Source organism: Ramlibacter sp. AN1015 (assembly GCF_037726105.1).
Lineage (GTDB): Bacteria > Pseudomonadota > Gammaproteobacteria > Burkholderiales > Burkholderiaceae_C > Ramlibacter.
In genome coordinates, this window is the sequence record NZ_JBBJUM010000018.1 from 52,966 (window position 1) to 78,838 (window position 25,873).

The 25,873-nt window shown below is 68.2% G+C and carries 21 protein-coding genes and 1 other RNA gene; 11 read left to right on the forward strand and 11 right to left on the reverse strand.

Annotated elements, in window-relative coordinates; all coding sequences use genetic code 11:
• Positions 1-134 precede the first annotated feature (134 nt).
• Positions 135-455, reverse strand: coding sequence for a DUF3579 domain-containing protein (locus WG922_RS20610; protein ID WP_340284885.1), 321 nt, complete (start codon positions 453-455; stop codon positions 135-137).
• Positions 456-673: 218 nt separating this feature from the next.
• On the opposite strand from WG922_RS20610, the gene WG922_RS20615 reads away from it, so the two are divergent.
• From WG922_RS20615 to kynA, 7 genes are all read left to right on the forward strand, one after another.
• On the forward strand, positions 674-1,867 hold the full coding sequence (locus WG922_RS20615; RefSeq protein WP_340284886.1) for an aspartate aminotransferase family protein: 1,194 nt from the start codon (positions 674-676) through the stop codon (positions 1,865-1,867).
• 5 nt (positions 1,868-1,872) lie between these two features.
• On the forward strand, positions 1,873-2,820 hold the full coding sequence (argF, locus tag WG922_RS20620; protein WP_340284888.1) for an ornithine carbamoyltransferase: 948 nt from the start codon (positions 1,873-1,875) through the stop codon (positions 2,818-2,820).
• Between the two features lie 252 nt (positions 2,821-3,072).
• Positions 3,073-5,265: a TonB-dependent receptor family protein gene (locus WG922_RS20625; protein ID WP_340284889.1), complete on the forward strand. Its 2,193-nt coding sequence runs from the start codon at positions 3,073-3,075 to the stop codon at positions 5,263-5,265.
• 2 nt (positions 5,266-5,267) lie between these two features.
• Complete coding sequence (locus WG922_RS20630; RefSeq protein ID WP_340284890.1) at positions 5,268-5,615, forward strand: YkgJ family cysteine cluster protein; 348 nt, start codon at positions 5,268-5,270, stop codon at positions 5,613-5,615.
• Positions 5,616-5,699: 84 nt separating this feature from the next.
• Positions 5,700-6,365 carry an arylformamidase gene (kynB, locus tag WG922_RS20635; RefSeq protein WP_340284892.1) on the forward strand — a complete coding sequence of 222 codons (666 nt, stop codon included), beginning with the start codon at positions 5,700-5,702 and terminating at the stop codon, positions 6,363-6,365.
• Entirely contained in the window at positions 6,362-7,645 is a 1,284-nt protein-coding gene (kynU, locus tag WG922_RS20640; protein WP_340284894.1) for a kynureninase, read from the forward strand. The genes kynB and kynU overlap by 4 nt, the downstream gene beginning before the upstream one ends.
• Position 7,646: 1 nt before the next feature.
• The gene (kynA, locus tag WG922_RS20645; RefSeq protein ID WP_340284895.1) at positions 7,647-8,504 is read left to right on the forward strand and encodes a tryptophan 2,3-dioxygenase; all 858 of its coding nucleotides are present in this window, start codon (positions 7,647-7,649) and stop codon (positions 8,502-8,504) included.
• 169 nt (positions 8,505-8,673) lie between these two features.
• Here the strand turns inward: kynA and WG922_RS20650 are convergent, their stop codons facing one another.
• The 4 genes from WG922_RS20650 to WG922_RS20665 form a co-directional block, all read right to left on the reverse strand.
• A complete protein-coding gene (locus tag WG922_RS20650; protein ID WP_340284897.1) occupies positions 8,674-9,930 on the reverse strand; it encodes an FAD-dependent monooxygenase in 1,257 nt (418 codons plus the stop codon).
• Positions 9,927-12,797 (reverse strand): aconitate hydratase, encoded by a 2,871-nt coding sequence (locus tag WG922_RS20655; RefSeq protein WP_340284899.1) that lies wholly within the window; start codon positions 12,795-12,797, stop codon positions 9,927-9,929. Before WG922_RS20655 ends, WG922_RS20650 begins: the two co-directional genes overlap by 4 nt.
• A 175-nt stretch (positions 12,798-12,972) precedes the next feature.
• Positions 12,973-14,058, reverse strand: a complete 1,086-nt coding sequence (gene serC, locus WG922_RS20660) for a 3-phosphoserine/phosphohydroxythreonine transaminase (protein WP_340284900.1) — start codon at positions 14,056-14,058, stop codon at positions 12,973-12,975.
• A gap of 205 nt (positions 14,059-14,263) precedes the next feature.
• Entirely contained in the window at positions 14,264-14,710 is a 447-nt protein-coding gene (locus WG922_RS20665; RefSeq protein WP_340284902.1) for a hypothetical protein, read from the reverse strand.
• Positions 14,711-14,895: 185 nt separating this feature from the next.
• Between WG922_RS20665 and WG922_RS20670 the strand changes: the two genes are divergently transcribed.
• Positions 14,896-15,693 carry a helix-turn-helix transcriptional regulator gene (locus tag WG922_RS20670; protein ID WP_340284929.1) on the forward strand — a complete coding sequence of 266 codons (798 nt, stop codon included), beginning with the start codon at positions 14,896-14,898 and terminating at the stop codon, positions 15,691-15,693.
• A 21-nt stretch (positions 15,694-15,714) separates the two neighbouring features.
• Here WG922_RS20670 and sbmA read toward each other — a convergent pair whose 3' ends face one another.
• The gene (sbmA, locus tag WG922_RS20675) at positions 15,715-16,731 is read right to left on the reverse strand and encodes a peptide antibiotic transporter SbmA (protein WP_340284904.1); all 1,017 of its coding nucleotides are present in this window, start codon (positions 16,729-16,731) and stop codon (positions 15,715-15,717) included.
• Between the two features lie 199 nt (positions 16,732-16,930).
• Here sbmA and WG922_RS20680 point away from each other — a divergent pair, with 199 nt between their 5' ends.
• Both WG922_RS20680 and WG922_RS20685 read left to right on the forward strand, forming a co-directional pair.
• Entirely contained in the window at positions 16,931-17,440 is a 510-nt protein-coding gene (locus WG922_RS20680) for a pyridoxamine 5'-phosphate oxidase family protein (RefSeq protein WP_340284905.1), read from the forward strand.
• Between the two features lie 392 nt (positions 17,441-17,832).
• A complete protein-coding gene (locus tag WG922_RS20685; protein ID WP_340284907.1) occupies positions 17,833-18,798 on the forward strand; it encodes a phospholipase A in 966 nt (321 codons plus the stop codon).
• A gap of 79 nt (positions 18,799-18,877) precedes the next feature.
• Here WG922_RS20685 and WG922_RS20690 read toward each other — a convergent pair whose 3' ends face one another.
• The 5 genes from WG922_RS20690 to ompA form a co-directional block, all read right to left on the reverse strand.
• Positions 18,878-20,215: a lyase family protein gene (locus WG922_RS20690; protein WP_340284908.1), complete on the reverse strand. Its 1,338-nt coding sequence runs from the start codon at positions 20,213-20,215 to the stop codon at positions 18,878-18,880.
• A 125-nt stretch (positions 20,216-20,340) separates the two neighbouring features.
• Positions 20,341-20,714, reverse strand: a transfer-messenger RNA (tmRNA) gene (gene ssrA, locus WG922_RS20695).
• A gap of 13 nt (positions 20,715-20,727) precedes the next feature.
• Positions 20,728-21,405, reverse strand: coding sequence for a phosphoglycolate phosphatase (gene gph / locus WG922_RS20700; RefSeq protein WP_340284909.1), 678 nt, complete (start codon positions 21,403-21,405; stop codon positions 20,728-20,730).
• Complete coding sequence (gene ubiG, locus WG922_RS20705; RefSeq protein ID WP_340284910.1) at positions 21,405-22,115, reverse strand: bifunctional 2-polyprenyl-6-hydroxyphenol methylase/3-demethylubiquinol 3-O-methyltransferase UbiG; 711 nt, start codon at positions 22,113-22,115, stop codon at positions 21,405-21,407. Before ubiG ends, gph begins: the two co-directional genes overlap by 1 nt.
• A 91-nt stretch (positions 22,116-22,206) precedes the next feature.
• Positions 22,207-22,911, reverse strand: a complete 705-nt coding sequence (ompA, locus tag WG922_RS20710) for an outer membrane protein OmpA (RefSeq protein WP_340284911.1) — start codon at positions 22,909-22,911, stop codon at positions 22,207-22,209.
• 229 nt (positions 22,912-23,140) lie between these two features.
• On the opposite strand from ompA, the gene gyrA reads away from it, so the two are divergent.
• On the forward strand, positions 23,141-25,828 hold the full coding sequence (gyrA, locus tag WG922_RS20715; RefSeq protein WP_340284912.1) for a DNA gyrase subunit A: 2,688 nt from the start codon (positions 23,141-23,143) through the stop codon (positions 25,826-25,828).
• The last annotated feature ends 45 nt before the right edge of the window (positions 25,829-25,873 follow it).

Here is a 25,873-nt window from a genome sequence, read left to right on the forward strand (position 1 = left end):
GAGCCTGCCGTTTGAAACGGGTGCGCTGCCAGCAAGCAAAAAAGCAAGAACCGCCTTCGGGCGGTTTTTTGTTGGCCGAGGGGTTCGCGAAAGTGCTCGTCGGGGTGGCGCCCCTGCTGCCGCCCCGAGGGAACTCAGCTCGTCGGACGACGCTCGGGCAGCAAGCAGGCCTCGCCCACCTGCAGGTCGTTGTCGCGGGCGAAGTTCATCACGAAGTCCCAGGCCATGGGCTCGTGCTCGCGCAGCTGGCTGTTGACGACCACGCACTTGACGCCGCCGATCACCGTCGGCACGCACCACGGTGAATAGCTCAGGTGGCTACCCGGAGTGGCGCCGCCCGGACGGAACGAGCTCATCACCCCTGCCAGCCGCTCGGCCCAGTCGCTGGGCCGGAAGGTGCGCCCCTGGCTCGTGATGCCTTGAATGAAGACTTCTTTGGGAGTGCTGGAGACCATCGGATCGCAAAGGTGGACCGCGCTTCGCAGCCAGGGATCGCCTCGCGCTGCGGCGCACGAGTATTCTATCTTATATAAGACTTCGGGCTGGCCCGGACGCTGGGTGGCGCAGGCATCGCAGTGATGCGCAATCATCAACCAGCGCGCCTGTTACGTGTGCCTAAAATCGGCCCTCAACGGCTCACGCGTTGAGCCGCTTTTCATTTCTGGAGGATCGAATGGCTTTGATCGAGGCTGCATCGCCGCACGTCATGAACACCTACGCTCGGGTGCCGATCGCGCTGTCGCACGGCCAGGGCGTGCGCGTGTGGGATGTCAACGGGCGAGAGTACCTCGACGCGCTGGCCGGAATTGCCGTGAACACGCTGGGGCACAACCACCCCAAGCTGGTGCCCGCACTGCAGGACCAGCTCACGAAGATCATCCACAGCAGCAACTACTACCACGTGCCCGACCAGGAGCGCCTCGCGGCCAGGCTGGTGGAGCTGTCGGGCCTCACCAACGTGTTCTTCTGCTCCAGCGGTCTGGAAGCGAACGAAGCCGCGCTCAAGCTGGCCCGCAAGTTCGGCCACGACAAGGGCATCACGCGTCCGCAGATCGTCGTGTACGAAAAGGCATTCCACGGCCGCAGCATCGCCACCCTGTCCGCCACCGGCAACGCCAAGGTGCAGAAGGGCTTCGAGCCGCTGGTCGAGGGCTTCATCCGCGTGCCTCTGAACGATATCGACGCGCTGCGCCAGGCCACCGAAGGCAACCCCGACGTGGTGGCGGTGTTCTTCGAGACCATCCAGGGCGAAGGCGGCGTGAACCCGATGCGCGCCGAGTACCTGCGAGAGGTGCGCGCCCTCTGCGACGCGAACGACTGGCTGCTCATGATCGACGAGGTGCAGTGCGGCATGGGCCGCACCGGCAAGTGGTTCGCGCACCAGTGGGCCGGCATCCTGCCCGACGTGATGCCCCTGGCCAAGGGCCTGGGCTCGGGCGTGCCGATCGGCGCGGTCGTCGCCGGCCCGCGGGCCGCGAACATCTTCCAGCCCGGCAACCACGGCACCACCTTCGGCGGCAACCCGCTGGCAATGCGTGCGGGCGTCGAGACGCTGCGCATCATGGAAGAAGACGGGCTGCTCGAGAACGCCACCCGCGTGGGTGCACACCTGCGCGCCGCGCTCGAGCGCGGCCTGGAAGGCATTGCCGGCGTGACCGAGATCCGGGGCCAGGGACTGATGCTGGGAATCGAGCTCGACCGTCCGTGCGGCGTGCTCACCGCGCGTGCGGCCGAGGCCGGCCTGCTGCTCAGTGTCACCGCCGACAACGTGATCCGGCTGGTGCCGCCCCTGATCCTGACCGAGGCGCAGGCCGACGAGATCGTCGCGCTGCTGCTGCCGCTGGTGCGGGCCTTTCTTGCGGAGTGAACGCCATGTCCATCCAGCACTACCTGCGCTTCACCGACCTCAGCGCCGAAGAGTACGGCTGGCTGTTCCGCCGTGCGGCCATCATCAAGCGCCGTTTCAAGGCCTACGAGAAGTACCACCCGCTGGCCGACCGCACACTTGCCATGATCTTCGAGAAGGCCTCCACGCGCACGCGCGTGAGCTTCGAAGCGGGCATGTACCAGCTTGGCGGCAGCGTGGTGCACCTCACGACCGGCGACAGCCAGCTGGGGCGCGCAGAGCCCATCGAGGACACCGCGCGGGTGATCAGCCGCATGGTCGATCTGGTGATGATCCGCACCTTTGGGCAGGACAAGATCGAACGCTTCGCCTCGCACTCGCGCGTGCCGGTCATCAACGGACTCACCAACGAGTTCCATCCCTGCCAGATCCTGGCCGACCTGTTCACCTTCCTCGAACACCGCGGGCTCGACGCCGACGGCGTACCCGATCCTGCGGCGCTGCAGGGCAAGGTGGTGGCATGGGTGGGCGACGGCAACAACATGGCCAACACCTGGCTGCAGGCCGCCGAGCTGCTCGGTTTCACGGTGCATCTGAGCACCCCCAGCGGCTATGAAGTGGATCAGTCGGTTCCCGGCGTGCGCAGCTGCGCCAGCTACAAGGTATTCAAGGACCCGAAGGACGCGTGCCGCGGCGCCCACCTGGTCACCACCGACGTCTGGACGAGCATGGGCTACGAGGCCGAGAACGACGCACGTCGCAAGGCGTTCGCCGACTGGTGCGTGGACAGCTCGATGATGGGCGTTGCCAGCCGCGACGCGCTCTTCATGCACTGCCTGCCCGCACACCGTGGCGAAGAGGTGCAGGCCGACGTGATCGACGGACCGCAGTCGGTGGTATGGGACGAAGCCGAGAACCGCATGCACGTGCAGAAGGCCTTGATGGAATACCTGCTGCTCGGGCGCGTCGATTGATCCGACTCGGCCGCCCTGGTCGGGGTCTTCCGCCCAGGGCCGCCGAGCAGCTTCTGCTCACGTAGGGCGAAGGCAGTGCGGCGCGCTCCAAGCGCCGCGCCAGCGCCGCTGTCGTCGCAAGCACGCAGCGCCCCGTGTGCCACGGCGAAAGCGCCGCTGGCTACACTGATTTCCCACCACGCCCTCTATCGCGGCCGCTCCCCGAGCGGCCCCCGGAGCACTTCGGTTGCTCCGGCAGCAGCTGAACGGATCATGGACACACGTCTCGCTCCACCACGGCGGCGCCATGCGCCGGCACCGCGCTGCACGGCCGGTGCACTGCTGCTGCGCCTGCTGGTGCTGCTGTCTGCGACCGGCCCGGCGTGGGCCCAGGTGCGGTCCACCGAAGCAACGCTGCGGCCCATCACGGTCACCGCCACGCCCGGTGTGGAGCAGTCGGCCTTCGATGCGCCTGCCTCGATCGATGTCATCGAAGGCGCCGTGCTGCGCGGGCAGGCGCAGTTGCAGGTCAATCTGTCGGAGGTTCTGGCGCGCGTGCCCGGGCTGGTCGTGCAGAACCGCCAGAACTACGCGCAGGACCTGCAGATCTCCTCGCGCGGCTTCGGTGCACGCTCGACCTTCGGCGTGCGCGGTATCCGGCTCTACGCCGACGGTATTCCGGCCGCCGGTCCGGACGGACAGGGCCAGGTGTCGCATTTCGACCTCGCGTCGGCCGAGCGCATCGAAGTGCTGCGCGGGCCGTTCTCGGTGCTGTACGGCAACGCCTCGGGCGGCGTCATCAGCATCTTCACCGCCGAAGGCGGCCCCGACACGGTGGCCGAACTCTCGGGTGCGCTCGGCCCATGGGACACCCGGCGCGCGACCACGCAGCTGTCCGGGCAGGAAGGCCGACTGCGCTATCGGGTGAGCGCCACCCGCTTCGAGACGGACGGCTGGCGCATGCACAGCGCGGCTCGGCGCGAGGGCTTCAATGCCAAGCTGAACTACGCACTGGCCGCCGACACCGACCTCACGCTGATCGCCAACGACCTGTCGCTGCGGGCGCAGGATCCGCTGGGCCTCACGCGGGCGCAGTGGGAGGAAGATCCAAGGCAGGCGCAGCCCGCGGCGCTGCTGTTCGACACGCGCAAGACCGTCGATCAGCTGCAGCTGGGTGCCGTGCTCGCACACCGCATCGACGCACGCCGGCGCCTGCAGTTCACCGCCTACGCCGGCGAGCGCGAAACGCTGCAGTTCCAGGCCATCCCGGTCGCCGTCCAGCGCGCGCCGTCGCAGCCCGGCGGCGTGATCGACCTGACCCGCCGCTACCAGGGTCTCGATGCCCGCTGGATCCATCAGGGCCGCAGCCCGGCCGGCCCCGTCACCGTCACCGCCGGACTGGCGCTGGAAGCGACCCGGGACCTGCGGCGCGGATGGGAAAATTTCGTCGCCGGCGGCGACCTCGGGGTGCGCGGCGACCTGCGCCGCGACGAAGTGAACCGCGCGGTGAGCATCGCGCCCTACGCGCAGGGCCAGTGGGTGCTGGGCGAGCGCTGGAGCGCGCTGGCCGGGCTGCGGCACACCCGCGTGCGCTTCGAATCCGACGATCGCTACGTGCGCCCCGGCAACGCCGACGACAGCGGCTCGGTGCGCTACGCCGCCACCACGCCCGCCGCGGGCCTGGTGTTCCATGCGCACGAGAGCCTCAACGTCTACGCCGCGTATGGCCGCGGATTCGAGACCCCGACGCTCAACGAGCTCGCCTACCAGGGCAACGGCGCCGCCGGCCTGAACACCGGCCTGCGCCCAGCCATCAGCCGGCAATGGGAGCTGGGCGTCAAGGCGCTGGACGCGGCCGACGAGCGCTGGCAGCTCTCGGCCGCCGTGTTCCAGGCGCGCACACGCGACGAGATCGTGGTGCTCGCCAACACCGGCGGCCGCGCCAGTTTCCAGAACGCGCCGGGCACGCGCCGCCAGGGCTTCGAGCTTGCGGGCAGCGGCCGCTGGGGCGCAGGGTGGTCGGCGCTGCTGTCGGCCACCTGGCTGGACGCGACCTACTCCGACCGCTTCCTCACCTGCGCTGGCACCCCCTGCACCGCGCCCAGCGTGCCCGTGGCGGCCGGCAGCCGCCTGCCCGGCATTCCCCGCACCAGCGCCTACGCCGAGCTCGCCTGGCGCCAGCGCGCCTGGGGATTGGAAACGGCGCTGGAGGCGCGCCATGTCGGCCGTGTCCCGGTGGACGACCGCAACACCGATGCCGCGCCCGGCTACACCGTGCTTGCGGTGCGTGCGCGCCTGGAGCAGGTGCGTGGCGGCTGGACCTTCGAGCAGTTCCTGCGCATCGACAACCTGGCCGACCACCGCTACGCCGGATCGGTCATCGTCAACGAGGGCAACCGCCGCAACTTCGAACCCGCGCCCGGCCGCAGCTGGCTGCTGGGTGCGAGCGCCGCCTATCGCTTCTGAACATGACAGCACCGCCAGACATGGGCCCCACGTCCCACCCCTGCCTGCGTTGCGGCGCCTGCTGCGCCAGCTTCCGCGTCGATTTTTCGGCCTGGGAACTCGACGAGCACGGTGGCCGCGTTCCCAGTGGCCTCGCGGTGGAGCTCAACTCGCAGCTGTGCCGGATGCGCGGCACCGACCACCAGCCGCCGCGCTGCGCGGCCCTCTGCGGGACGGTCGGGCAATCCGCTGCCTGCGGCATCTACGAGTGGCGCCCCTCGCCCTGCCGCGAGTTCGAGGCGGGCAGCGATGCCTGCGCGCGCGCCCGCCAGCGCGCGGGCCTCCTGCCGCTGGAGGTGGGGCTCTTCTGAGCGGTGGCGCGCATCCGGAAAATGTGCGCGCCTGTTGGTTCCAACCGACACCACGACCTTCAAAGCCGCACCACACTGCGCCCCATGCACGCCACCGAACCGCGCCTGTGGGACATCTCCCCGCCCGTGCACGCCGGCTCGCCGGTGTTTCCGGGTGACACGGCCTACCGCCAGAGCTGGGCCGCCACCATCGCGCCCGGATGCCCCGTCAACGTCAGCAGCATCACGGCTTCGCCCCACGTCGGCGCCCACGCCGACGCACCCCTGCACTACGACCCGGAAGGCGCGGCCATCGGGCTCGTGCCGCTGGCTCCCTACCTCGGTCCCTGCCGGGTGGTGCACGCCATCGGGCGCGGCCCGCTGGTGCAGTGGCAGCACCTCGAACACGCGCTCGACGGCTTGCCGCCGCGCGTGCTGGTGCGCACCTACGCCCGCATGCCGATCGACCGCTGGGATCCGCAGCTTGCCGCCTTCGCGCCCGATGTCGTGGAACGCCTCGCCGACCGGGGCGTCTGCCTGATCGGCATCGACACCGCCAGCATCGACCCGGCCGACAGCAAGAGCCTGCCGAGCCACCAGGTGGTGCGACGGCGCGGGCTGCGGGTGCTGGAAAACCTCGTCCTCGACGAAGTACCCGAGGGTGATTGGGAGTTGATCGCCCTGCCCTTGAAATTCACCACCGCCGACGCCTCGCCGGTGCGCGCCGTGCTGCGCGCGCTGCCGGGCGTCGGCCCATCCGGATGCCCATGAGTCCCTGCACCCTTGCCGACTGCCGCGCGCTGGACGTGCGCGACCCGCTGCGCCCATTGCGCGAACTGTTCGCCGTGCCCGAAGGCCTGATCTACCTCGATGGCAACTCACTGGGGGTGCTGCCCCGCGCCACTCCAGCGAGGGTGGCACGCGCGGTGGAGCATGAGTGGGGCCGCGGCCTCATCGGCAGCTGGAACGACGCCGGCTGGGTCGATCTGCCGGCACGCGTGGGCGACAAGATCGCCCGCCTGATCGGCGCCCGTCCGGGCGAGGTGGTGGCGACCGACAGCACCTCGGTCAACCTGTTCAAGGTGCTGAGCGCGGCGCTGAGCCTGTGCGCGCAGGACGCACCGGAACGCCGGGTGATCGTGAGCGAGCGCAGCAACTTCCCCACCGACCTGTACATCGCCGAGGCCCTGTGCAAGGAGCGCGGCTGCACGCTGCGGCTGGTCGATGCCGAGACGCTCCCGCAGGCGCTGGGGCCGGATGTCGCCGTGCTGATGCTCACGCACGTGAACTACCGTACCGGCGCGATGCACGACATGGCGGGCGTCACCGCCGCCGCCCACGCGGCCGGTGCGCTGGTCGTCTGGGACCTCGCCCACAGCGCAGGCGCCGTGCCGGTCGATCTGCAGGCGGCCGGCGCCGACTTCGCGGTGGGCTGCGGCTACAAGTACCTCAACGGCGGCCCCGGCGCTCCGGCGTTCGTGTGGGTCCACCCGGCGCATGCCGACCGCTTCTGGCAACCCCTGGCGGGCTGGTGGGGGCACGCCACGCCGTTCGCCTTCACGCCCGACTACCGACCGGCCCCGGGCATCTCGCGCTATCTGTGCGGCACGCAGCCGATCCTGAGCCTCATTGCGCTCGAGTGCGGGGTCGATGCCGTGCTCGCCGCGCAGGACCACGGCGGCATGCCGGCGTTGCGGCAGAAGTCCCTGGACCTTACCGATCTTTTCATCGCGCTCGTCGAGGCGCGCTGTGCCGGCCACGGCCTCACCCTGGTCACGCCGCGCGAGCACGCCCGCCGTGGATCGCAGGTCTGCCTCGCACGTGGCGACGGCGCCTACGCCATCGTGCAGGCGCTGATCGCGCGGGGCGTGGTGGGCGACTTCCGCGCCGGTGATGGCGCGGGTGGGCATCCGGACATCCTTCGCTTCGGCCTCACGCCGCTGTACATCGGCTACGAAGACGTGTGGCACGCGGTGGAGCACCTGCGCGAGGTGCTCGAAACCGAAGCCTGGCGCCAACCCGAATTCAACCGCAAGCAGGCGGTGACCTGACATGCAGAACGATCCGCCCCCGACCCGCCCCGAGGACATCGTGCACGCCGAAGGCGCGAAGCTCGATTACAGCGATGCGATGACCTACGGCGACTACCTGCAGCTCGACGCCATCCTCGGAGCGCAGAAACCGCTCTCGCCCGACCACAACGAGCTGCTGTTCATCATCCAGCACCAGACCAGCGAGCTGTGGATGAAGCTGATGCTGCACGAGCTGCGCGCTGCCATTGCCTGCGTCGGGCGCGACCAGCTCGGCAGCGCGTTCAAGATGCTGGCGCGCGTGTCGCGGATCATGGAGCAGCTGGTGCATGCCTGGGACGTGCTGGCCACCATGACGCCGCCCGAGTACAGCGCCATCCGGCCGTATCTGTCCAACTCCAGTGGCTTCCAGAGCGCGCAGTACCGCTGCATCGAGTTCGCGCTGGGCAACAAGAACGCGGCGATGCTCAAGCCCCATGCGCACAAGCCCGCGCTGCTGGCGCAGGTGCGCGAGGCCCACGAAGCGCCCTCGCTGTACGACGAGTCGCTGCGGCTGCTGGCGCGGCGCGGCCTGCCGGTCCCGGCCTCGCACGTGGAGCGCGACTGGACCCAGCCGTACACAGAGAGCGCGGAGGTCGAGCAGGCCTGGCTCGTGGTCTACCGCGACCCCGAGCGGTACTGGGACCTCTACCAGCTCGGCGAGGAACTCACCGACCTCGAAGACGCCTTCCGCCTCTGGCGCTTCCGCCATGTCACCACGGTCGAACGCGTGATCGGCTTCAAGCGCGGCACCGGTGGCACCGGCGGCGTGAGCTACCTGCGCAAGATGCTGGACGTGGTGCTGTTCCCCGAGATCTGGAAGCTGCGAACGGATCTTTGAGCGGCACGGGCGGCGCAAGGAAGTGCGCAGCCCCTCGCAGGGGCCGCGCGCCCAGGCCATCGCGACGGGACATGGATGACCGAGCGCGGCGGCTGCGGCGCGGCCGTCAGGCTGCGCGGCAACATCGCCGACTGCGCGACGCCCAAGCAGGTCCCCTCGTCCCGCCCGCTCAGCCCCGGTATAACCAGGGCACATCCATCAGGCGCCCGCCCAGCCCGCGCAGGCCGGCGTCGCGCGCGATGCGCATGATCCCGCTCGCATGGAAGATGCCGCCGTTGCGCAGCGAGCGACGCTGCACGCGCGCACATCGCTGCCAGCGCAATTGCGCATAGCGCGCCAATGCCTCCGGCGCTGCGAGGGTCCTGCCGCCCCCCGGAGCCAAGGCTTCGCCGAGCACGTCGCCGAGCACGGCCGCGTCCTCCAGCGCCATGGCGGCCCCTTGCGCCAGGTAGGGGCGCATCGGATGGGCCGCGTCCCCCAGCAGGGCCACACGCCCCTGCGCCATGGCCCCTGCGCTCTGGACGGCCGGCCGGTCGTGCAGTACCCACAGGCCCCAGGCCGGGGCCGCCTCGACCAGGTCGCGCAAGGCCGTGCAGGCGTTGCCCAACGCGGCGAGCACCGCCGCACGGGCGGCCGGATGGTCCCAGCCGGTGCGCTCGCCCGCACTCGCCTGCTGGACCACGCACACGACATTGAGCGCCTCACCACCACGAACGGGGTACGTCACCACGTGCAGGTCGGGCCCCATCCAGGCGGTGACTTCCGGCTCGCGCCAGCGCGCGGGCACATCGATCATCGGCAGCAGACTGCGGTAGGCGACATGGTCGGATGCAAGCGGGGGGCCGTCGCCGAGCAACTGCTGGCGCAGCGTGCTCCAGAGCCCGTCGGCGGCGACGGCGGCCTCCCCCCACTCGTCGCGAACAGCGGGCGCATCGCCGCCGGTCGAAGGGCCTGCCGCCCCCGCGGCACAAGCCGACGTGGCGGACACGGGCGCCAAGGAGAGCTGCACGCCCGCGACTTCCTGCGAAAGGCCCACCGCCCGAAGCCCGGTGTGCGGCACGACCCCCGCGCCGCGCAGCGCCTGCGCGAGCGCGTCGTGCAGGTCGGCGCGATGGATCGTGAGGTAGGGGGCTCCGTAGCGCGCTTCGAACTCGCGGCCGATGTCCAGGGACGCCAGCTCGCGGCCGCTCGAGACGTCTCGGGCCACCAGCCTGCGGGGCACGCAAGCGTGCGTGCGCACGCCGTCCAGCAGGCTCCAGCTGCGCAGCACGCGGCAGGCGTTGGGCCCCAGCTGGATGCCCGCGCCGGCCTCGGACAGCCGGGCCGCCTGCTCGAACACCCGTGGCTGCCAGCCGCGCCTGGCTGCGGCCAGCGCCGCGGCCAGGCCGCCGATGCCGCCACCGGCGACCAGCAGGCTGGGGCTCACGCCGCCAGCAGCTGCCGCAGCACGAAAGGCAGGATGCCGCCGTGCCGGTAGTACTCGACCTCGATGGGCGTGTCGATGCGCAGCGTCGCGGTGATCTCGCGGCGGCTGCCATCGGCGCGGGTCACGACCACGCGGGCGTCGCTGCGCGGGCGCAGCTCGGGATCGGGCAGCACGTCGATGAGCTCGGAGCCGTCCAGGCCCAGGGACTGCCAGGTGTCCGCGCCCTGGAACTGCAGCGGCAGCACGCCCATGCCGACCAGGTTGCTGCGGTGGATGCGCTCGAAGCTGCGCGCGACGACCGCGCGAATTCCCAGCAACTGCGTGCCCTTGGCCGCCCAGTCGCGCGAGGAGCCGGTGCCGTACTCCTCGCCGGCAAAGATGACGGTGGGGCGGCCCTCGGCCATGTAGCGCATGGCCGCGTCGAAGATGAACATGCGCTCGGGCTTCGCGCTGGAGTCGCCACCCCGGTAGAGCGTGAGGCCGCCCTCCACGCGCGAGCCGTCCGACTCGGGCGGGATCATCAGGTTCTTGATGCGGACGTTGGCGAAGGTGCCGCGCATCATGACTTCGTGGTTGCCGCGGCGCGATCCGTAGCTGTTGAAGTCGGCCTTGTGCACGCCGTGCGCCTTGAGCCACTGACCCGCGGGCGAGCTTTCCTTGATCGATCCGGCCGGCGAGATGTGGTCGGTGGTGATGGAGTCGCCGAACAGCGCCATGACACGCGCGCCCTGCACCCGCTCGGGCGCGGCCGTGCTCGCGCGGTCCAGTCCGAAACCCGCGAAGAACGGGGGCTCGGCGATGTAGGTGCTGGTCGGCCACTGGTAGGTGGCGCCGCCCACGCCCTGGATGCGCTCCCACAGCGGACCGGGCTCGGACTTCACCTTCGCGTAGTTCGACTGGTAGGCCTTGCCGTTCATGGCATGGCGCATGAGTGCGTGGATCTCGTCCGAGCCGGGCCAGATGTCGCCGAGCCAGACATCCTTGCCGTTCGCGCCCTGCCCCACCGGCTCGGTCATCAGGTCGCGCAGCACCGTGCCGGCAAGCGCGTAAGCCACCACCAGCGGTGGGCTGGCGAGGAAGTTCGCCTTGATGTTCGGATGGATCCGCGCCTCGAAATTGCGGTTGCCCGAGAGCACGGCGGCGCAGATCAGGTCGCTTTTGGAAATGGCTTCGTTGATCTCGGATGCGAGGTCGCCGGAGTTGCCGATGCAGGTGGAGCAGCCGTAGCCTGTCACGGCGAAGCCGAGCTTTTCCAGATAGGGCAGCAGTCCCGAGCGCTCCAGGTACTCGGTGACGATGCGCGAGCCCGGCGAGAGCGACGTTTTCACGTGCGGCTTGACGGAGAGGCCCGCCTCCACCGCCTTCTTGGCGAGCAGTCCGGCGGCCAGCATGACGCCGGGGTTGGAGGTGTTGGTGCAACTCGTGATCGCAGCGATCAGCACGTCGCCGTTGCCGATGGTGATGCCGCGCACGTGCTGGGCGCCCGGGTCGGCCTCGGCCACGGCGGCGCGCCGCACCGGCTTGTTGGCCTCCATCTCCAATTCGAAGCGCGGAGCCGCCGGCGCGGTGTCCGGGGTGACCGGCACCTTGAGGTCGGGCGCCTCTCCGTCCGCGTCCAGCTGGTGGCGCGACAACAGCAGCTCGGCCGATTTGTTGAAGCCGTTCTCGGCGCTGGGTTTGCTGAACAGGGTGCGGAACTGCGACGCGACCTGGCCGATCTCGATGCGGTCCTGCGGCCGCTTCGGGCCCGACAGGCTGGGCGCGACCTCGCCCAGGTCCAGGCGCACCACCTGCGAGTAATCGACCTCGCCCGCCAGCGGCACCCCGAACAGCTTCTGCGCACGGAAATAGGCCTCGAGGGCGTCCACCTCTTCTCGGCTGCGGCCGGTGCCGCGGAAGTACTCGACGGTCTTGTCGTCCACGGGGAAGAAGCCCATGGTGGCGCCGTACTCGGGCGCCATGTTGGCGATGGTGGCGCGGTCCGGCACACCGAGGGTGCGCGTGCCTTCTCCGAAAAACTCGACGAACTTGCCGACCACCTTGTGCTTGCGCAGGATCTCGGTGATGGTGAGCACGAGGTCGGTGGCGGTGCAGCCTTCGCGCAACCGGCCGGTGAGCTCGAAGCCCACCACATCGGGTGTGAGGAAGTACACCGGCTGGCCCAGCATCGCGGCTTCGCCCTCGATGCCGCCCACGCCCCAGCCGACCACGCCCACGCCGTTGATCATGGTCGTGTGGCTGTCGGTGCCGACCAGGGTGTCGGGGTAGTAGACGCCCTCGGCGTCGCGGTGCACGCCGCGCGCGAGGTATTCGAGGTTGACCTGGTGGATGATGCCGAAGCCCGGTGGTACCACCCCGAACGTCCTGAAGGCCTGCATGCCCCATTTCATGAATTCGTAGCGCTCCTGGTTGCGCTGGAATTCGAGCCGCATGTTCAGGTCGAGCGCGTCACGCGTGCCGTAGTGATCGACCATGATCGAGTGGTCCACCACCAGGTCCACCGGGACCAGCGGCTCGATCGCTCCCGGCGGCTTGCCCAGCCGAGCGGCTGCGCTGCGCATGGCGGCCAGGTCGGCCAGCAGGGGCACGCCGGTGAAGTCCTGCAGCACCACCCGCGCCACCACGAAGGGAATTTCCTCGGTGCGCGCGGCGTTCGGCTGCCAGTTCGCAAGTTCGCGCACGTGCTCCGGCGTGATCTTCAGTCCGTCGCAGTTGCGCAGCACCGACTCCAGCACGATGCGCATGGACACGGGCAGGCGCTGCACCTGCGGAAACGCTTCGGCCAGCGCCGGCAGCGAATAGAAGCTGCCTTTGCGGCCGGAGCCGATCTTGAAGGAACGGAGCGTATGGGCGAACGCATGGGTCATTCGTGCTTCCTCTCTCGAAAACACGCATTCTGCCGAGTTGACCGCGCCGTGTGTCGCCCTGCGCCGCGCGTTAACGGCGCTTACGTGTCCGCGGGACGCAGGGCTGCCCGGCCCGGGGTCGGGCGTACGCGGTAGCGCGCGGCCGGCCGGCGGGTTCGGCTCTGCCCGGTTTGGCTCAGCCGTGCTCGGCTTCGAACTCGCGCATGTAGGCCACCAGCGCCCGCACCCCGTCGATGGGCATGGCGTTGTAGAGCGAAGCACGCATGCCGCCGACCGAACGGTGGCCCTTGAGCTGGACCAGGCCGCGGGCGTCGGCACCCTGGAGGAATTTCGCGTCGAGCGTGCTGTCGCGCAACCAGAAGGGCACGTTCATGATCGAGCGCGAACCCGGCTCGATGGGGTTGCTGAAGAAGGCGCTCGCGTCCAGGAAGTCGTAGAGCAGCGCGGCTTTTTCGCGGTTCATGCGCTCGACGACACCGAGTCCGCCAAGCGCTTTCACGTGCCGATAGACCAGGCCAGCGATGTAGATGCCGAAGGTCGGCGGCGTGTTGTACATCGACTCGGAGGCCGCCTGGATCTGGTAGTTGAAGACCGTGGGCGTGATCGGCAGGGCGTGGCCCAGCAGGTCTTCGCGCACGATCACCACGGTGAGTCCCGAAGGCCCCATGTTCTTCTGCGCACCGGCGTAGATGAGGCCGTAGCGCGAGACGTCGATCGGGCGCGACAGGATGTCCGAGGACATGTCGGCCACCAGCGGCACTGCGCCGGTATCGGGCGTGTCGAAGAACTCGACGCCGCCGATGGTCTCGTTGCTGCACAGGTGCACATAGGCGGCACCGGGATCGATCTTCCAGCTGTCCGGCGCCGGTACGCTGCGAAAGCGCCCGTCCTGCTCGCTGCTGGCGGCGATGCGGACGGTGCCGTACTGCGCGGCCTCCTTGGCCGACTTGCGGGACCAGTCGCCGCTGATGACGTAGTCGGCGCGGCCGGTGCGGCCGATCAGGTTCATCGGCACGATGGCGTTCTGGCCGATGGCGCCGCCCTGCAGGAACAGCACCTTGTAGTGCGCGGGGATGCCCATGAGCTCGCGCAGCAGCGCTTCGGCCTCGGCATAGATCCCCATGAACTCCTTGCCGCGGTGGCTCATCTCCATGACCGACATGCCGCTGCCGTGCCAGTCGAGCATTTCTTCGGCGGCCTGGCGAAGTACCGGCTCGGGAAGGGTGGCGGGACCGGGGCTGAAATTGAAGACGCGGGGCATGGGACTGGGCTCTCTGTCGGCAGCACTGGGCCGGGGAACGGGAGGAAAAAAAGCAGGCGCACAGCATACCGTGAATGGCCTGCGGCTCTTCCTTGCAGTCCCAGGATCACGCGCCGGTGCGAGCGCCGGCGCCGGGCGGAAGGGCCGCGGGTCTGGGCGGTGCAGCACGGCTGCCTTCCCCGCAGGGCGGCCGGGATGCGCAGCTTCATGCCACGCGCGGCACTCGCTGCGGTGCGGATGGACCGGCCCGCAGCCCGATCCACTGCAGTTCGGCCAGCAGGACCACCGCTGCGGCCTGCGCCAGCACCCAGGACGTGCCCCAGGCGGTGGGGGCCACCACCCCGGCCGCCAGCACGACCACGCATCCCACTGCCCAGGCGCCATTGCCGACGATGAACAGGCCCACCCAGGCCCGGGGCACCGGGCGACGCGTGCCCACCCAGGCGGCCAGCGCGGCGAAGCCGAGCAGGAACGCACCAGTTCCGGCGAGCAGCCCGGCCGGCAGGCCGAGAGTGGCGGAGAGCCAGCCCGTTGCGCCGAGTTGCAAGGCACCGGTGGCCACGCAGGAGGCGGCGTCGGCCAGCAGCACATGGCGCAGGAAGTTCGGCGACTGGGCGAACCGAAGGCGTCGAGCGTAAGGCGAGTCGGACATGGAAAACTCCTTCACGATGGTTGGACGAACCCACATGGTCCGCACGCCTTTGCAGCACGTCCATGACCCCGCAGGTCATGGCATGCGGCCTGCGCGGGCCTACCATCGCCGGCATGCCTGCCCCGTCCTTCGCCGAAAGCGCCTCCGCGGCTGCCGCCGCACCTGCTTCGACGGCACCCGTCGCCATGCCGGCTTCTGGCCTGCAGCCGCTCGGTGCGCACCTGCGCCGCTGGCGCCTGCACCGCAGGCTGAGTCAGCTGGACCTGGCGGGTGACGCGGCGATCTCCACACGGCACCTGAGCTGCCTGGAGACCGGGCGCGCACAGCCGAGCCGCGAAATGGTGCTGCGCCTGGCCGAGCGCCTGCATGTGCCGCTGCGCGAGCGCAACGCGTGGTTGGTGGCGGCCGGCTACGCACCCATGTACCGCGAGCGGCCGCTGGACGATCCATCGATGGCGGCGGCCCGCGAGGCGATCGAGCTGATCCTGCGTGGGCACGAGCCGTTTCCCGCGCTCGCGCTCGACCGCCACTGGCAGATCGTCGCTGCGAACCGCAGCGTCCACGCGCTGATCGAAGGCGCGGCTGCGCACCTGCTGGTGCCGCCGATCAATGTCGCGCGGCTGAGCCTCCACCCGCAGGGTCTGGCGCCGCGCATCGTGAACTTCGGGACGTGGCGCGAGCACCTGCTGATGCGGCTGCACCAGCAGTTCGAGGCGACCGGCGACCCGGCACTGGCGTCGCTGCGCAGTGAGCTGCTCGCCTACCCCACGTCCGGCGAGGAGGACGCCGGCAGTGGCGCGCGGGCGCCCTACGGCAGCGTCGCCGTGCCGCTACAGCTGCGCACGGCGTCGGGCACGCTCGCCTTCATCAGCACCACCACCGTGTTCGGCAGCCCGGTGGACATCACCCTGCAGGAGCTGGCGCTGGAAACCTTTTTTCCCGCCGACAGCGCCACGGCCGAGGCACTGCGTCAGCTGGCCTGAGCAGGCTTCGGTGCGCAGCCGTCAGCGGGCAGCACTGGCGCCGGGCTCGCCGACGGGCACCGAGGAGACGCCCTTGATCTGCTCTTCGAACGCCCGCAGGCGCTTGTAGACCGAGAGCAGCTCGACGATGGTGCCCCAGCTCAGCACCAGGAACTGGAACGAACCCTCGACGCGGTCGAAGGCGCGGGTGATCTGCTGCATGACGCCCAGTGTGATCACCCCGGCGACCACGGTGGGCGCCAGCGCGATGAGCGGAATGAGCACGGAAAACTGCAGGTAGGACCACTTGGCCACGTCGAAGTAGAGGTAGTGGAAGAACAGGCGGAAGTAGTTGCGCCGTACATCGCTGAAGAGGCGCTGCACCGTCGGCGGGCTGGCGCGCTCGGCGTTGTCCTCGCCATAGACCAGCTCCTTGCGGTAGGCCGCTTCGACGCGCTGGTTCTGGAACTCCAGCCCCGGCAGCTTGAAGCCGACCACCGCCAGCAGGACGGTGCCGAACATCGCCGACATCAGCGCCACCCACACCAGCGCATGCGGCACCTCGCCCACCCACGGCAGCTCGGTCACCTTCTCCGACAGCACCCACAGGATCGGCAGGAACGCCCCGAGCGTCATGACGCTGCGCATGAACTCCACGCCCAGCCCTTCCATGATGCGGGCGAAGCGCATGGTGTCTTCCTGCACCCGCTGCGCGGCGCCTTCAATGGTGCGCAGCTGCTCCCAGTGCGCCATGTAGTACTCGTTCATCGCCTGGCGCCAGCGGAAGATGAAGTGCTTGATGAAGAACTCCAGCACCACCGCGATGGTCACGTAGAGCATGGCGATGCGCAGGAACACGCCGAGTTCGCGCCAGAACTCGGCCAGGGTAACGCTGCGCGGCGTGGTGAGCGCGCGCTGGACCATGTCGTAGAAGCTGCCGAACCATTCGTTGATCTGCACGTCCAGCCCGACGCGGTACCAGGTCGCATAGAGGATCAGGGCGGAGCCGAGCAGTGACCAGGTCCACCAGCGGCGCGACAGGAAGAACGACTTGAACATGGAGCGGCAGAGATCCGGTTGGAGAAGAACGCCCGCATGGTAGCCGTCTGCCTGCCCCGCCCCCGCCGCCGCGGCCCGCCTGTCGGCAGGGGCGTACAGCGCGGCACGCGGCGCTCCGACGCGGCAGCCGGCCTGCCGGGGCCAAAGATCGGTGTTTGAGTCCCCTCATTCAACGACCCACCCCGGGAAGGAACGACCCATGAGCACCTCCACGCTATCCGAACGCTTGGACTACAAGCACCTGTGGGCCCTGATCAAGGACATGCGTTTCGGCATGCTGACCCACCGCCACGCCGACGGCACGCTGCGCGCGCACCCGCTGACGACGCAGAACAAGTCACTCGACGAAGGCTGCCTGTACTTCTTCGTATCCAAGGCCACCGAGGTGGGCCAGCGGCTGCGCCAGGACGGCGACGTGAACGTCTCCTATTCCGACCCGCACAAGGACCACTACGTCTCGATCTGCGGACGTGCCACGGTGAGCAACGACCGGGCCAAGATGGAACGGCTTTTCAACGCCATGACCAAGGCCTGGTTCCCCCAGGGGCTGGACGATCCCAACCTCGAGTTCATCGAAATCCGCATCAGCCACGCCGAGTTCTGGGACGTGAAGGAAAGCAAGGTGACGCAGCTGGTGAAGATGGCGTCGGCCGCGCTGACCGGCAACCCGCCCGAGATGGGCGAGCATCGCGAAGTGCACTTCAGCTGAGGCTTGCGGTGTCCAAGCGGCGGCAGGGTCGGAGCGCTGCGGCAGGCGCAGCGGCTCCTGGGCCGCCGATGCGCGCACTCCAGGGCGGCGACACGTGCCCGCGACTTCACGCGGGACGTGAGATCGAGCGCGTCGTGAGCGAGCAGCCCGCACGGTCGCTCGACGCCCGCCCTCCAGACCGGCGCGTCTCGTGCGCGGCTCTGCCAGCGATTACGGTGTGAGCAGAACACGGGGTTACAGGACCGCCGGCAGCGTGCTCTACAGTGGCTTCGATGATTCGCAAGAGGACGATTTCCAGCCTGCGGCTAAGAAGCCCGAAAACCTGTCTGGTCGCACTGCCATGCACGCTATGGGCGGCAAGCGCCCTGGCGCAGCCTGCTGCGGAGTGCAGCGTGCTGAAGGACGACACGACCCGCCTGGCCTGCTATGACCGCCTGTTCCCGCCGGCGCCGCCCGATGCGGCCGCGGAGCCCGAGTTGACCGTGGCGCCTCCGCCCGAGCCCGGGGAACTGCGCGGGCCAGGCCGGGCGTCGGCCGTCTTTCAGAACACCTGGGAGCTGACGCCGGCCGCCAAGCGCGGCACCTTTTCGCTGCGCACTTACCGCCCCAACTACGCGTTGGTCGCGGACTGGACGAGCAACCTCAACGAACAACCGTTCAGCCCCACGCGCGGTACCGCCTCGGGCGCGGGCCGCGACCTGAAGGCGGTCGAAGCGAAGTTCCAGGTCTCGTTGCGAGCCAAAGTGGTCGAGGGCTTGCTGTTGCCCAACGCGGATCTGTGGGTGGGCTACACGCAGCGCTCCTTGTGGCAGGTGTGGAACCCCGAGCAATCGTCTCCCTTCCGCAGCACCGACTATGAGCCGGAGGCTATCTATGTCGTGCCTATCGGCGGTCGGCTCGGGCGCTGGCCCGGCGACTTCAAGTGGGAGATGGTGCAACTGGGTCTGGCGCATCAATCCAACGGGCAGAGCGGCTCGAACTCGCGCAGCTGGAACCGGCTGTGGGCCTCGACCTCCGTCACGCGCGGCGACTTCGGCCTCACGGCGACCATCCATCGCCGACTGCATGAGGACAGCCCGACCGACGACAACCCGGACCTCACCCGCTACATCGGCAACACCGAGCTGCGCGGCACGTGGGTACCCGGCGTCGCGGCGACCACCCTCACTTGGCGCACCCACAACAAGACGCTGGACAAGGGCTCGCTGCAGCTCGACTGGAGTTACCCGATCGACCGACGCCAGCCGCAAGGCCTGCGCTGGTTCGTGCAGGTGTTTTCAGGCTACGGCGAGACGCTGTTGGACTACAACCACCGGCAAAACCGCATCGGCTTCGGCTTGACCTTGTTCCGGCTGTGAAGGTGCGGCCTGCGGGCCGTGCCCACGGGCGGTACCGTGCGCACGGCCGCAGGAGCAGCTTCGTCGGGCCTGCTCTGCGTCAGGCTGCATCCGGCCTCTGTCCCTGCAGCCACAGGCGGGCTCGGGCCGCGGTTTCGCGCGCACGCAGCGGACCCCACCCGAACAAGCCAGGCAGTGCCAGCACGTCCGGCGGAAGTTCCACGCCCGAGGCGCGAAACGCATCGCGTACTGCGGCGTCGTAGGGTTCACCTGCGCGATAACGCGCCACCACGGCCTTCATCAGCGCATGCCCCTGTTTCTTTCCTAGCGCGCGGGACAGCACCATGCTGACACTCTCGGAGAGCAGCGCCGGGTCGTCCTTGAGGTGGGCGCGCATCGTCGATACGCGCACCTCCAGACGTCCGAGCAGCGTTGCGAGATCGGCAGCCAGGCGACCGCCGACCAGGCACAACTGCGCGAGCCCGAACGCCTCCGCATAGGCGGCGCCGATCTCGCGCTCTCCTTCCGGCAGGGCGGCGCTGTCGGCGACCGTTGCGGCGAGATTGCGCGCCACCACGGCCAAGCCATGCATCTTCTGGGACAACCAGGGGTTGGTCTTCTGCGGGTTCGCAAGGCTTCCGAAAGCGCCACCTTCCGCGAGCTCCTCGATACCGGTGCGCTGGAGCGTATAGACCTCGTGCGCGACTTTTCCGGCCAAGGTGCAGATCTGCCCGATGGCGGCGGCCAGATCGACGAACCGGTCCCGGCTCGTGAACCACGGGGTGTGGGTGGTCTTGAGAGCCAGCATGCGCGCCAGGCGTGCTTCGACTTCGCCCGCATCGACATTCAGCACCGTGAACGAAGAGGCCGTGCCGACCACGCCGGCGACGGTGAGGACAGCCGCGTCCTCCATCGCCCGCTCCACGCGGTCCGCTCCCCGCAGGAGTTCGTCCAGCCAGGTGGCGAACTTCAGCCCGAGGCTCATGGGCGCACCCGTCTGTCCTTGGGTTCGTGCAGCCATGGGCGTGTCGGCGTGCGTCTCGGTGAGCCGGGCCAGGTGTTCGAGCGCGACGCTCAGGTCCGCACAGACGAGCCGGACTCCTGAGCGCAGCTGCAGCACGTGCGCGACGTCCCAGGCGTCGTGGCTGGTGATACCGAAATGCGCGAAGGAGCAGACGTGTTGCAACTGCTCGACCAATCCGGCGACCGGGTTGCTCGTGGATGCTGCTGCCGCAGTCGCGGACGCGAGGTCGAAGTCGTCAGCGCGAAAGGCCGCGAGCTTCGCGGACTCGCCTTGCGGCACCAGCCCGAGCTCCTCCTCGACCGATATCAAAGCCTGCTCGTACTGGAGCAGCGCCGCGGCGAACCCGCGATCGGAGAACACGTCATTCAACGGCGCCGTGGCATACGTTGCCCCGGGCCCAACGATTCCGAGCATCTGGTCTCCTCCTTAGCAATACACCCGGCTCAGCAGCGTCTTGCACCGCCATGGCCCAGCCCCATTACACGACATCGCAAAGAAAAAGCCGTCCAACGCTGAGTTGGACGGCTTTTGCCGCTGTGTGGTGGAGCTGGCGGGAATTGAACCCGCGTCCGTAAGCCTTCTCCGAGCAGTTCTACATGTGTAGCGTTCTGATTTGGTTTCTCGCCACCGGTGTCGCGCAGACGCACGCTACACCGGCCGCCAGTACCCTATTTTCTCGTCCCAATCCAAGGCACCCGGATCAGGACCAGCCGATGTGAGTTCCCTCGCAGCGCGGGGCTTTCACCCTTTGCCCAGCCCATCGGCGAGCTGTTGCGAGGTACGCCGTTATTTAAGCGGCGAGAGCGTAATTGCTGTCGTTGGCAGTTACTTGATTTCAGCGGATTAACGAGGTGACTGAACCTCGACATGCCCTGCTGCGTGTCCGAACCCACGTCGAAACCAGTGCAGCCCCAGGAATCGGTATTTTAGGCCACCCGCCCTCGGTTCAAGAGGTCGAGCAGTTGCAGCGGTGAATCGATGCGCGCGTCGGCGCCCCACACCACGGTATCGACGCTGCCGCCGAGGTAGCCGTATGTTGCAGCCACCGTGCGCATGCCGGCGGCGCGGCCGGCGACGATGTCGCGCTCGTCGTCGCCCACATACAGGCACGCGGCCGCCGGCACACGGAGCTGGCGGGCCGCTTCCAGCAGCGGGGCCGGATGGGGCTTCGGGTGAGGCGTAGTGTCGCCACCGACGACGCAGGACGCCTGCTTGAACAGCGCCATGGCCCGCGTGAGCGGCGCGGCGAACCGCATCTGCTTGTTGGTGACCACGCCCCAGGGCAGCCCCCGTACGCGCAGCCCCTGCAGCATGTCGGCAACGCCCGCGAAGGGTCGGGTGAGCTCGGTCATGCGGCTTTCGTAGTTGCGAAAGAACTCCTCGCGCATGGCCGCGAACTCGGCGTGGTCTGGTGTCATGCCGAAGGCGACTCCGAGCATTCCTCGCGCGCCGGCTCCTGCGAACGGGCGGTAGTCGGTGAGCGGCAGCGAGGGCAGGCCGCGGTCGCATCGCATCTTGTCGACCGCAGCGCCAAGGTCGGGCGCGCTGTCCACCAGGGTTCCGTCGAGGTCGAACAGCACCGCTTGAACATCGAAGGGGCGCATCAGGAACCCTTGCGAGTGGAAAACATGTAGTTCACGCTCGTATCCGCAGAGAGCCAGTAGCGCCGCGTGAGCGGGTTGTATTCCATGCCGCGGGTCTTCACCACTTCCAGGCCCGCCGCTCGGCAGTCGCGCGCCAGTTCGCTTGGACGGATGAACTTCCGGAACTCATGGGTGCCGCGGGGCAGCAGGTTCAGCACATATTCGGCGCCCACGATCGCGAAAAGGAAGGACTTGGGGTTGCGGTTGATGCTGGAGAAGAACACCCAGCCGCCCGGCTTGACGAGCTGCGCGCACGCCCGCACGACAGAAGCGGGATCGGGGACGTGCTCGAGCATCTCCATACATGTGACCGCATCGAAGCTGGCCGGCTGCGCCACGGCAAGGTCTTCGACGCTCACCTCCCGGTACTGGATGTCGGGCGTCTGCGCTTCGAGCGCATGCAGTTGTGCGACCCGCAAGGCCTTGGTCGCCAGGTCGATACCCAGGACGGAAGCACCCTTGCGGGCCATCGAATCGGCCAGGATGCCGCCACCGCAGCCGACGTCCAGCACCCGCTGCCCCTTCAGCGGGCACTGGCCATTGATCCACTCGAGGCGCAAGGGGTTGATGTGGTGAAGGGGCGCGAACTCGCTTTCCGGGTCCCACCAGCGGTGGGCCAGTTCGGAGAACTTGGCCAGTTCGGCCGGATCGGCATTCAGGGGAGCGTTCATGGCGGCAATTTACGGGGAATGCGCATTGCGCAGAGGCACTGCGCAAAGAAAAAAGCCCCGCAGAGCGGGGCTTTAGTGTCCGGCAGAAGGATCAGCGGTTCGGGCGGGTGCCGACCACTTCGATTTCCACGCGGCGGTTCTTGGCGCGGCCTTCGGCGGTGCGGTTGTCGGCCACCGGCTGCTTCTCGCCTTTGCCTTCCGTGTAGACCCGGTTGCGCTCGATGCCCTTGGACACGAGGTAGGACTTCACGGCTTCAGCACGGCGAACCGACAGACGCTGGTTGTATGCGTCGGAGCCGATCGCGTCGGTGTGGCCAACAGCGATGATGACCTCGAGGTTCATGCCACGCACCTTCTCGACCAGGTCGTCCAGCTTGGCACGGCCTTCCGGCTTGAGCACGGCGCGATCGAAGTCGAAGAAGGCGTCGGCCGCGTAGGTCACCTTGCTGGCCGCAGGCGGCTGGGGTGCCGGAGGGGGCGGGGGCGGCGGCGGGGGCGGGGGCGGGGGCACGACGACAATCGGAGCCGGCGCGGGAGCCGCGACCGGAGCAGGTGCGGGAGGGGGCGGAGGAACCAGGGCACCATCGCAGGTGCGGCCCGCGGTGGCCGGCGTCCAGCTGGGGTTGCGCCAGCACAGTTCGTTGGTACCGTTCTTCCAGACGAGTTCGTTGGTACCGTTGAGCCAATTGTCGACGCGGTTGCCACCGTCGGCAGCGGTCACACGGGTTTGCGCGCCCGCGGCCGTAGCCAGCGCAGCGGAGGCAAACAAGAGCGCCACTTTATTGAGTTTCTTCATGGTTCTCCTCTTAGGGGGATAGGCCGCAGCCGCGCTGCGAGAAAACTACGATTCAGGTGACCACCACCAAAAACGTCCCGGTAATTGTGCCACACCCCCTTACACACACAACGCTCGGGCCAGACAGGCTCCGTAGGACAAAACCTCTTTCCCCGGGCCTTGTTGCAGGCTCGCGACAGGCGCCTGCGCGCCGTAAAATCCCGCGATTGCCGCCTGGCCTGGGCCCCTCATGACCTCATTCGCAAAAGAAACTCTACCCATCAGTCTCGAAGAGGAGATGCGGCGCAGCTATCTCGATTACGCCATGAGCGTGATCGTGGGGCGAGCCCTCCCGGATGCTCGTGACGGCCTGAAACCTGTGCATCGGCGCGTGCTCTATGCGATGCACGAACTCAACAACGACTGGAACCGGCCGTACAAGAAATCCGCTCGTATCGTAGGCGATGTGATCGGCAAGTACCACCCGCACGGTGACCAGTCGGTGTACGACACCATTGTGCGGCTCGCGCAGGACTTTTCCATGCGCCACATGCTGGTCGATGGACAGGGCAACTTCGGCAGCGTGGACGGCGACAACGCCGCGGCGATGCGTTACACGGAGATTCGACTTGCGAAGATCGCCCACGAGATGCTGGCCGATATCGACAAGGAGACGGTAGATTTCGGGCCCAACTACGACGGCAGCGAAAAAGAGCCGCTGGTACTGCCCTCTCGGCTGCCGAATCTGCTGGTCAACGGCTCTGGCGGCATTGCGGTCGGCATGGCCACGAACATTCCGCCGCACAACCTGAACGAAGTCATTGACGCCTGTCTGCACCTGCTCAAGCAGCCGGACGCCTCCATCGACGAGTTGATGGAGATCGTGCCGGCACCCGACTTTCCGACGGCCGGCATCATCTACGGCATCAACGGGGTCAAGGAGGGCTACCGCACCGGCCGCGGAAAGGTGGTGATGCGGGCACGCTGCCACTTCGAGGATATCGACCGAGGCCAGCGTCAGGCCATCGTGGTCGATGAGCTCCCCTACCAGGTCAACAAGAAAACGCTGCAGGAACGCATGGCGGAGCTGGTGCACGAGAAGAAGCTCGAAGGCATCAGCCATATCCAGGACGAATCCGACAAGTCGGGCATGCGGCTGGTGATCGAGCTCAAGCGCGGCGAAGTGCCGGAGGTGGTGCTCAACAACCTCTACAAGCAAACGCAGCTGCAGGACACCTTCGGCATCAACATGGTCGCGCTTGTCGATGGCCAGCCGAAGCTGTGCAACCTCAAGAACCTGATCGATATCTTCCTGCAGCACCGGCGGGAAGTGGTCACGCGGCGCACGGTGTTCAATCTGCGCAAGGCCCGCGAGCGCGGCCACGTCCTCGAAGGCCTGGCGGTGGCCTTGGCCAACATCGATGAGTTCATCCGGATCATCCGCGAATCGCCCACGCCCCCAGTCGCGAAGGCCGAGCTGATGACCCGCACATGGGACAGCCAGTTGGTGCGCGAGATGCTCACCCGCGCACGCGAGGATGGCACATCGGTCAATGCCGACGATTTCCGACCGGAAGGCCTGGAGCGCCAGTACGGCATGGGCCAGGACGGCCTCTACCGCCTCTCCGACACGCAGGCCCAGGAAATCCTGCAGATGCGCCTGCAGCGCCTGACCGGCCTCGAGCAGGACAAGATCGTCGCCGAATACCGCGATGTCATGGCCGAGATCGAGGACCTGCTGGACATTCTGGCCAAGCCGGAGCGCGTGTCCACCATCATCAGCGAAGAGCTCTCGGCACTGAAGCAGGAGTTCGGGCAGACCAAGGCCGGTGCCCGCCGCAGCCTCGTGGAACACAACGCGCAGGACCTCGCGACCGAGGATCTGATCACGCCTACCGACATGGTGGTCACGCTCTCGCATGCGGGCTATATCAAGAGCCAGCCGCTTTCGGAGTACCGCGCGCAAAAGCGGGGAGGACGCGGCAAGCAGGCCACCTCCACCAAGGAAGACGACTGGATCGACCAGCTGTTCATCGCGAACACGCACGACTGGATCCTCTGCTTTTCCAACCGCGGCCGCATGTACTGGCTCAAGGTGTGGGAGGCTCCCTCGGGCTCGCGCGGCTCGCGCGGCCGCCCCATCGTGAACATGTTCCCGCTTGCCGAAGGCGAGAAGATCAACGTGGTGCTGCCGCTCACCGGGGAGTTCCGCAGCTTCCCGGCCGATCACTACGTGTTCATGGCCACGTCCATGGGCACGGTGAAAAAGACCGCGCTGGACGAGTTCAGCAATCCGCGGCGCGCAGGCATCATCGCCGTCGATCTCGATGAGGGCGACTACCTCATCGGCGCCGCCCTCACCGACGGCAAGCACGACGTCATGCTGTTCTCCGACGGCGGCAAGGCCGTGCGTTTCGACGAGAACGACGTCCGCCCGATGGGTCGCAATGCCCGCGGCGTGCGCGGCATGATGCTCGAGGAAGGCCAGACCGTCATCGCCATGCTGGTGGCCGAGGACGAGTCGCAAAGCGTGCTCACCGCCACGGTCAACGGCTACGGCAAGCGCACCCCGATCACCGAGTACACGCGCCATGGACGCGGCACGAAGGGCATGATCGCCATCCAGCAGAGCGAGCGCAACGGCAAGGTCGTGGCTGCCACGCTGGTGCACGCCGACGACGAGATCATGCTCATCACCGACAAGGGCGTGCTGGTGCGCACCCGTGTCAGCGAAATCCGCGAGCTCGGCCGCGCGACACAAGGCGTGACGCTCATCGGACTGGACTCCGGCTCCGAGCTCAGCGGTTTGCAACGCATCGTCGAGAATGACGCGCAGGCGGCCGAGCTCGATGAAATCGATGGCGCCGATGCAGGCGGCGATGGTGCCGACGCAGGCAACGGCGGCGACGCAGGCAACGGCGACGGCAGCCCCAGCTGATCCCACGACAACCAGGCCGCGCAGCCGGTATCCCGGCCGCGCGGC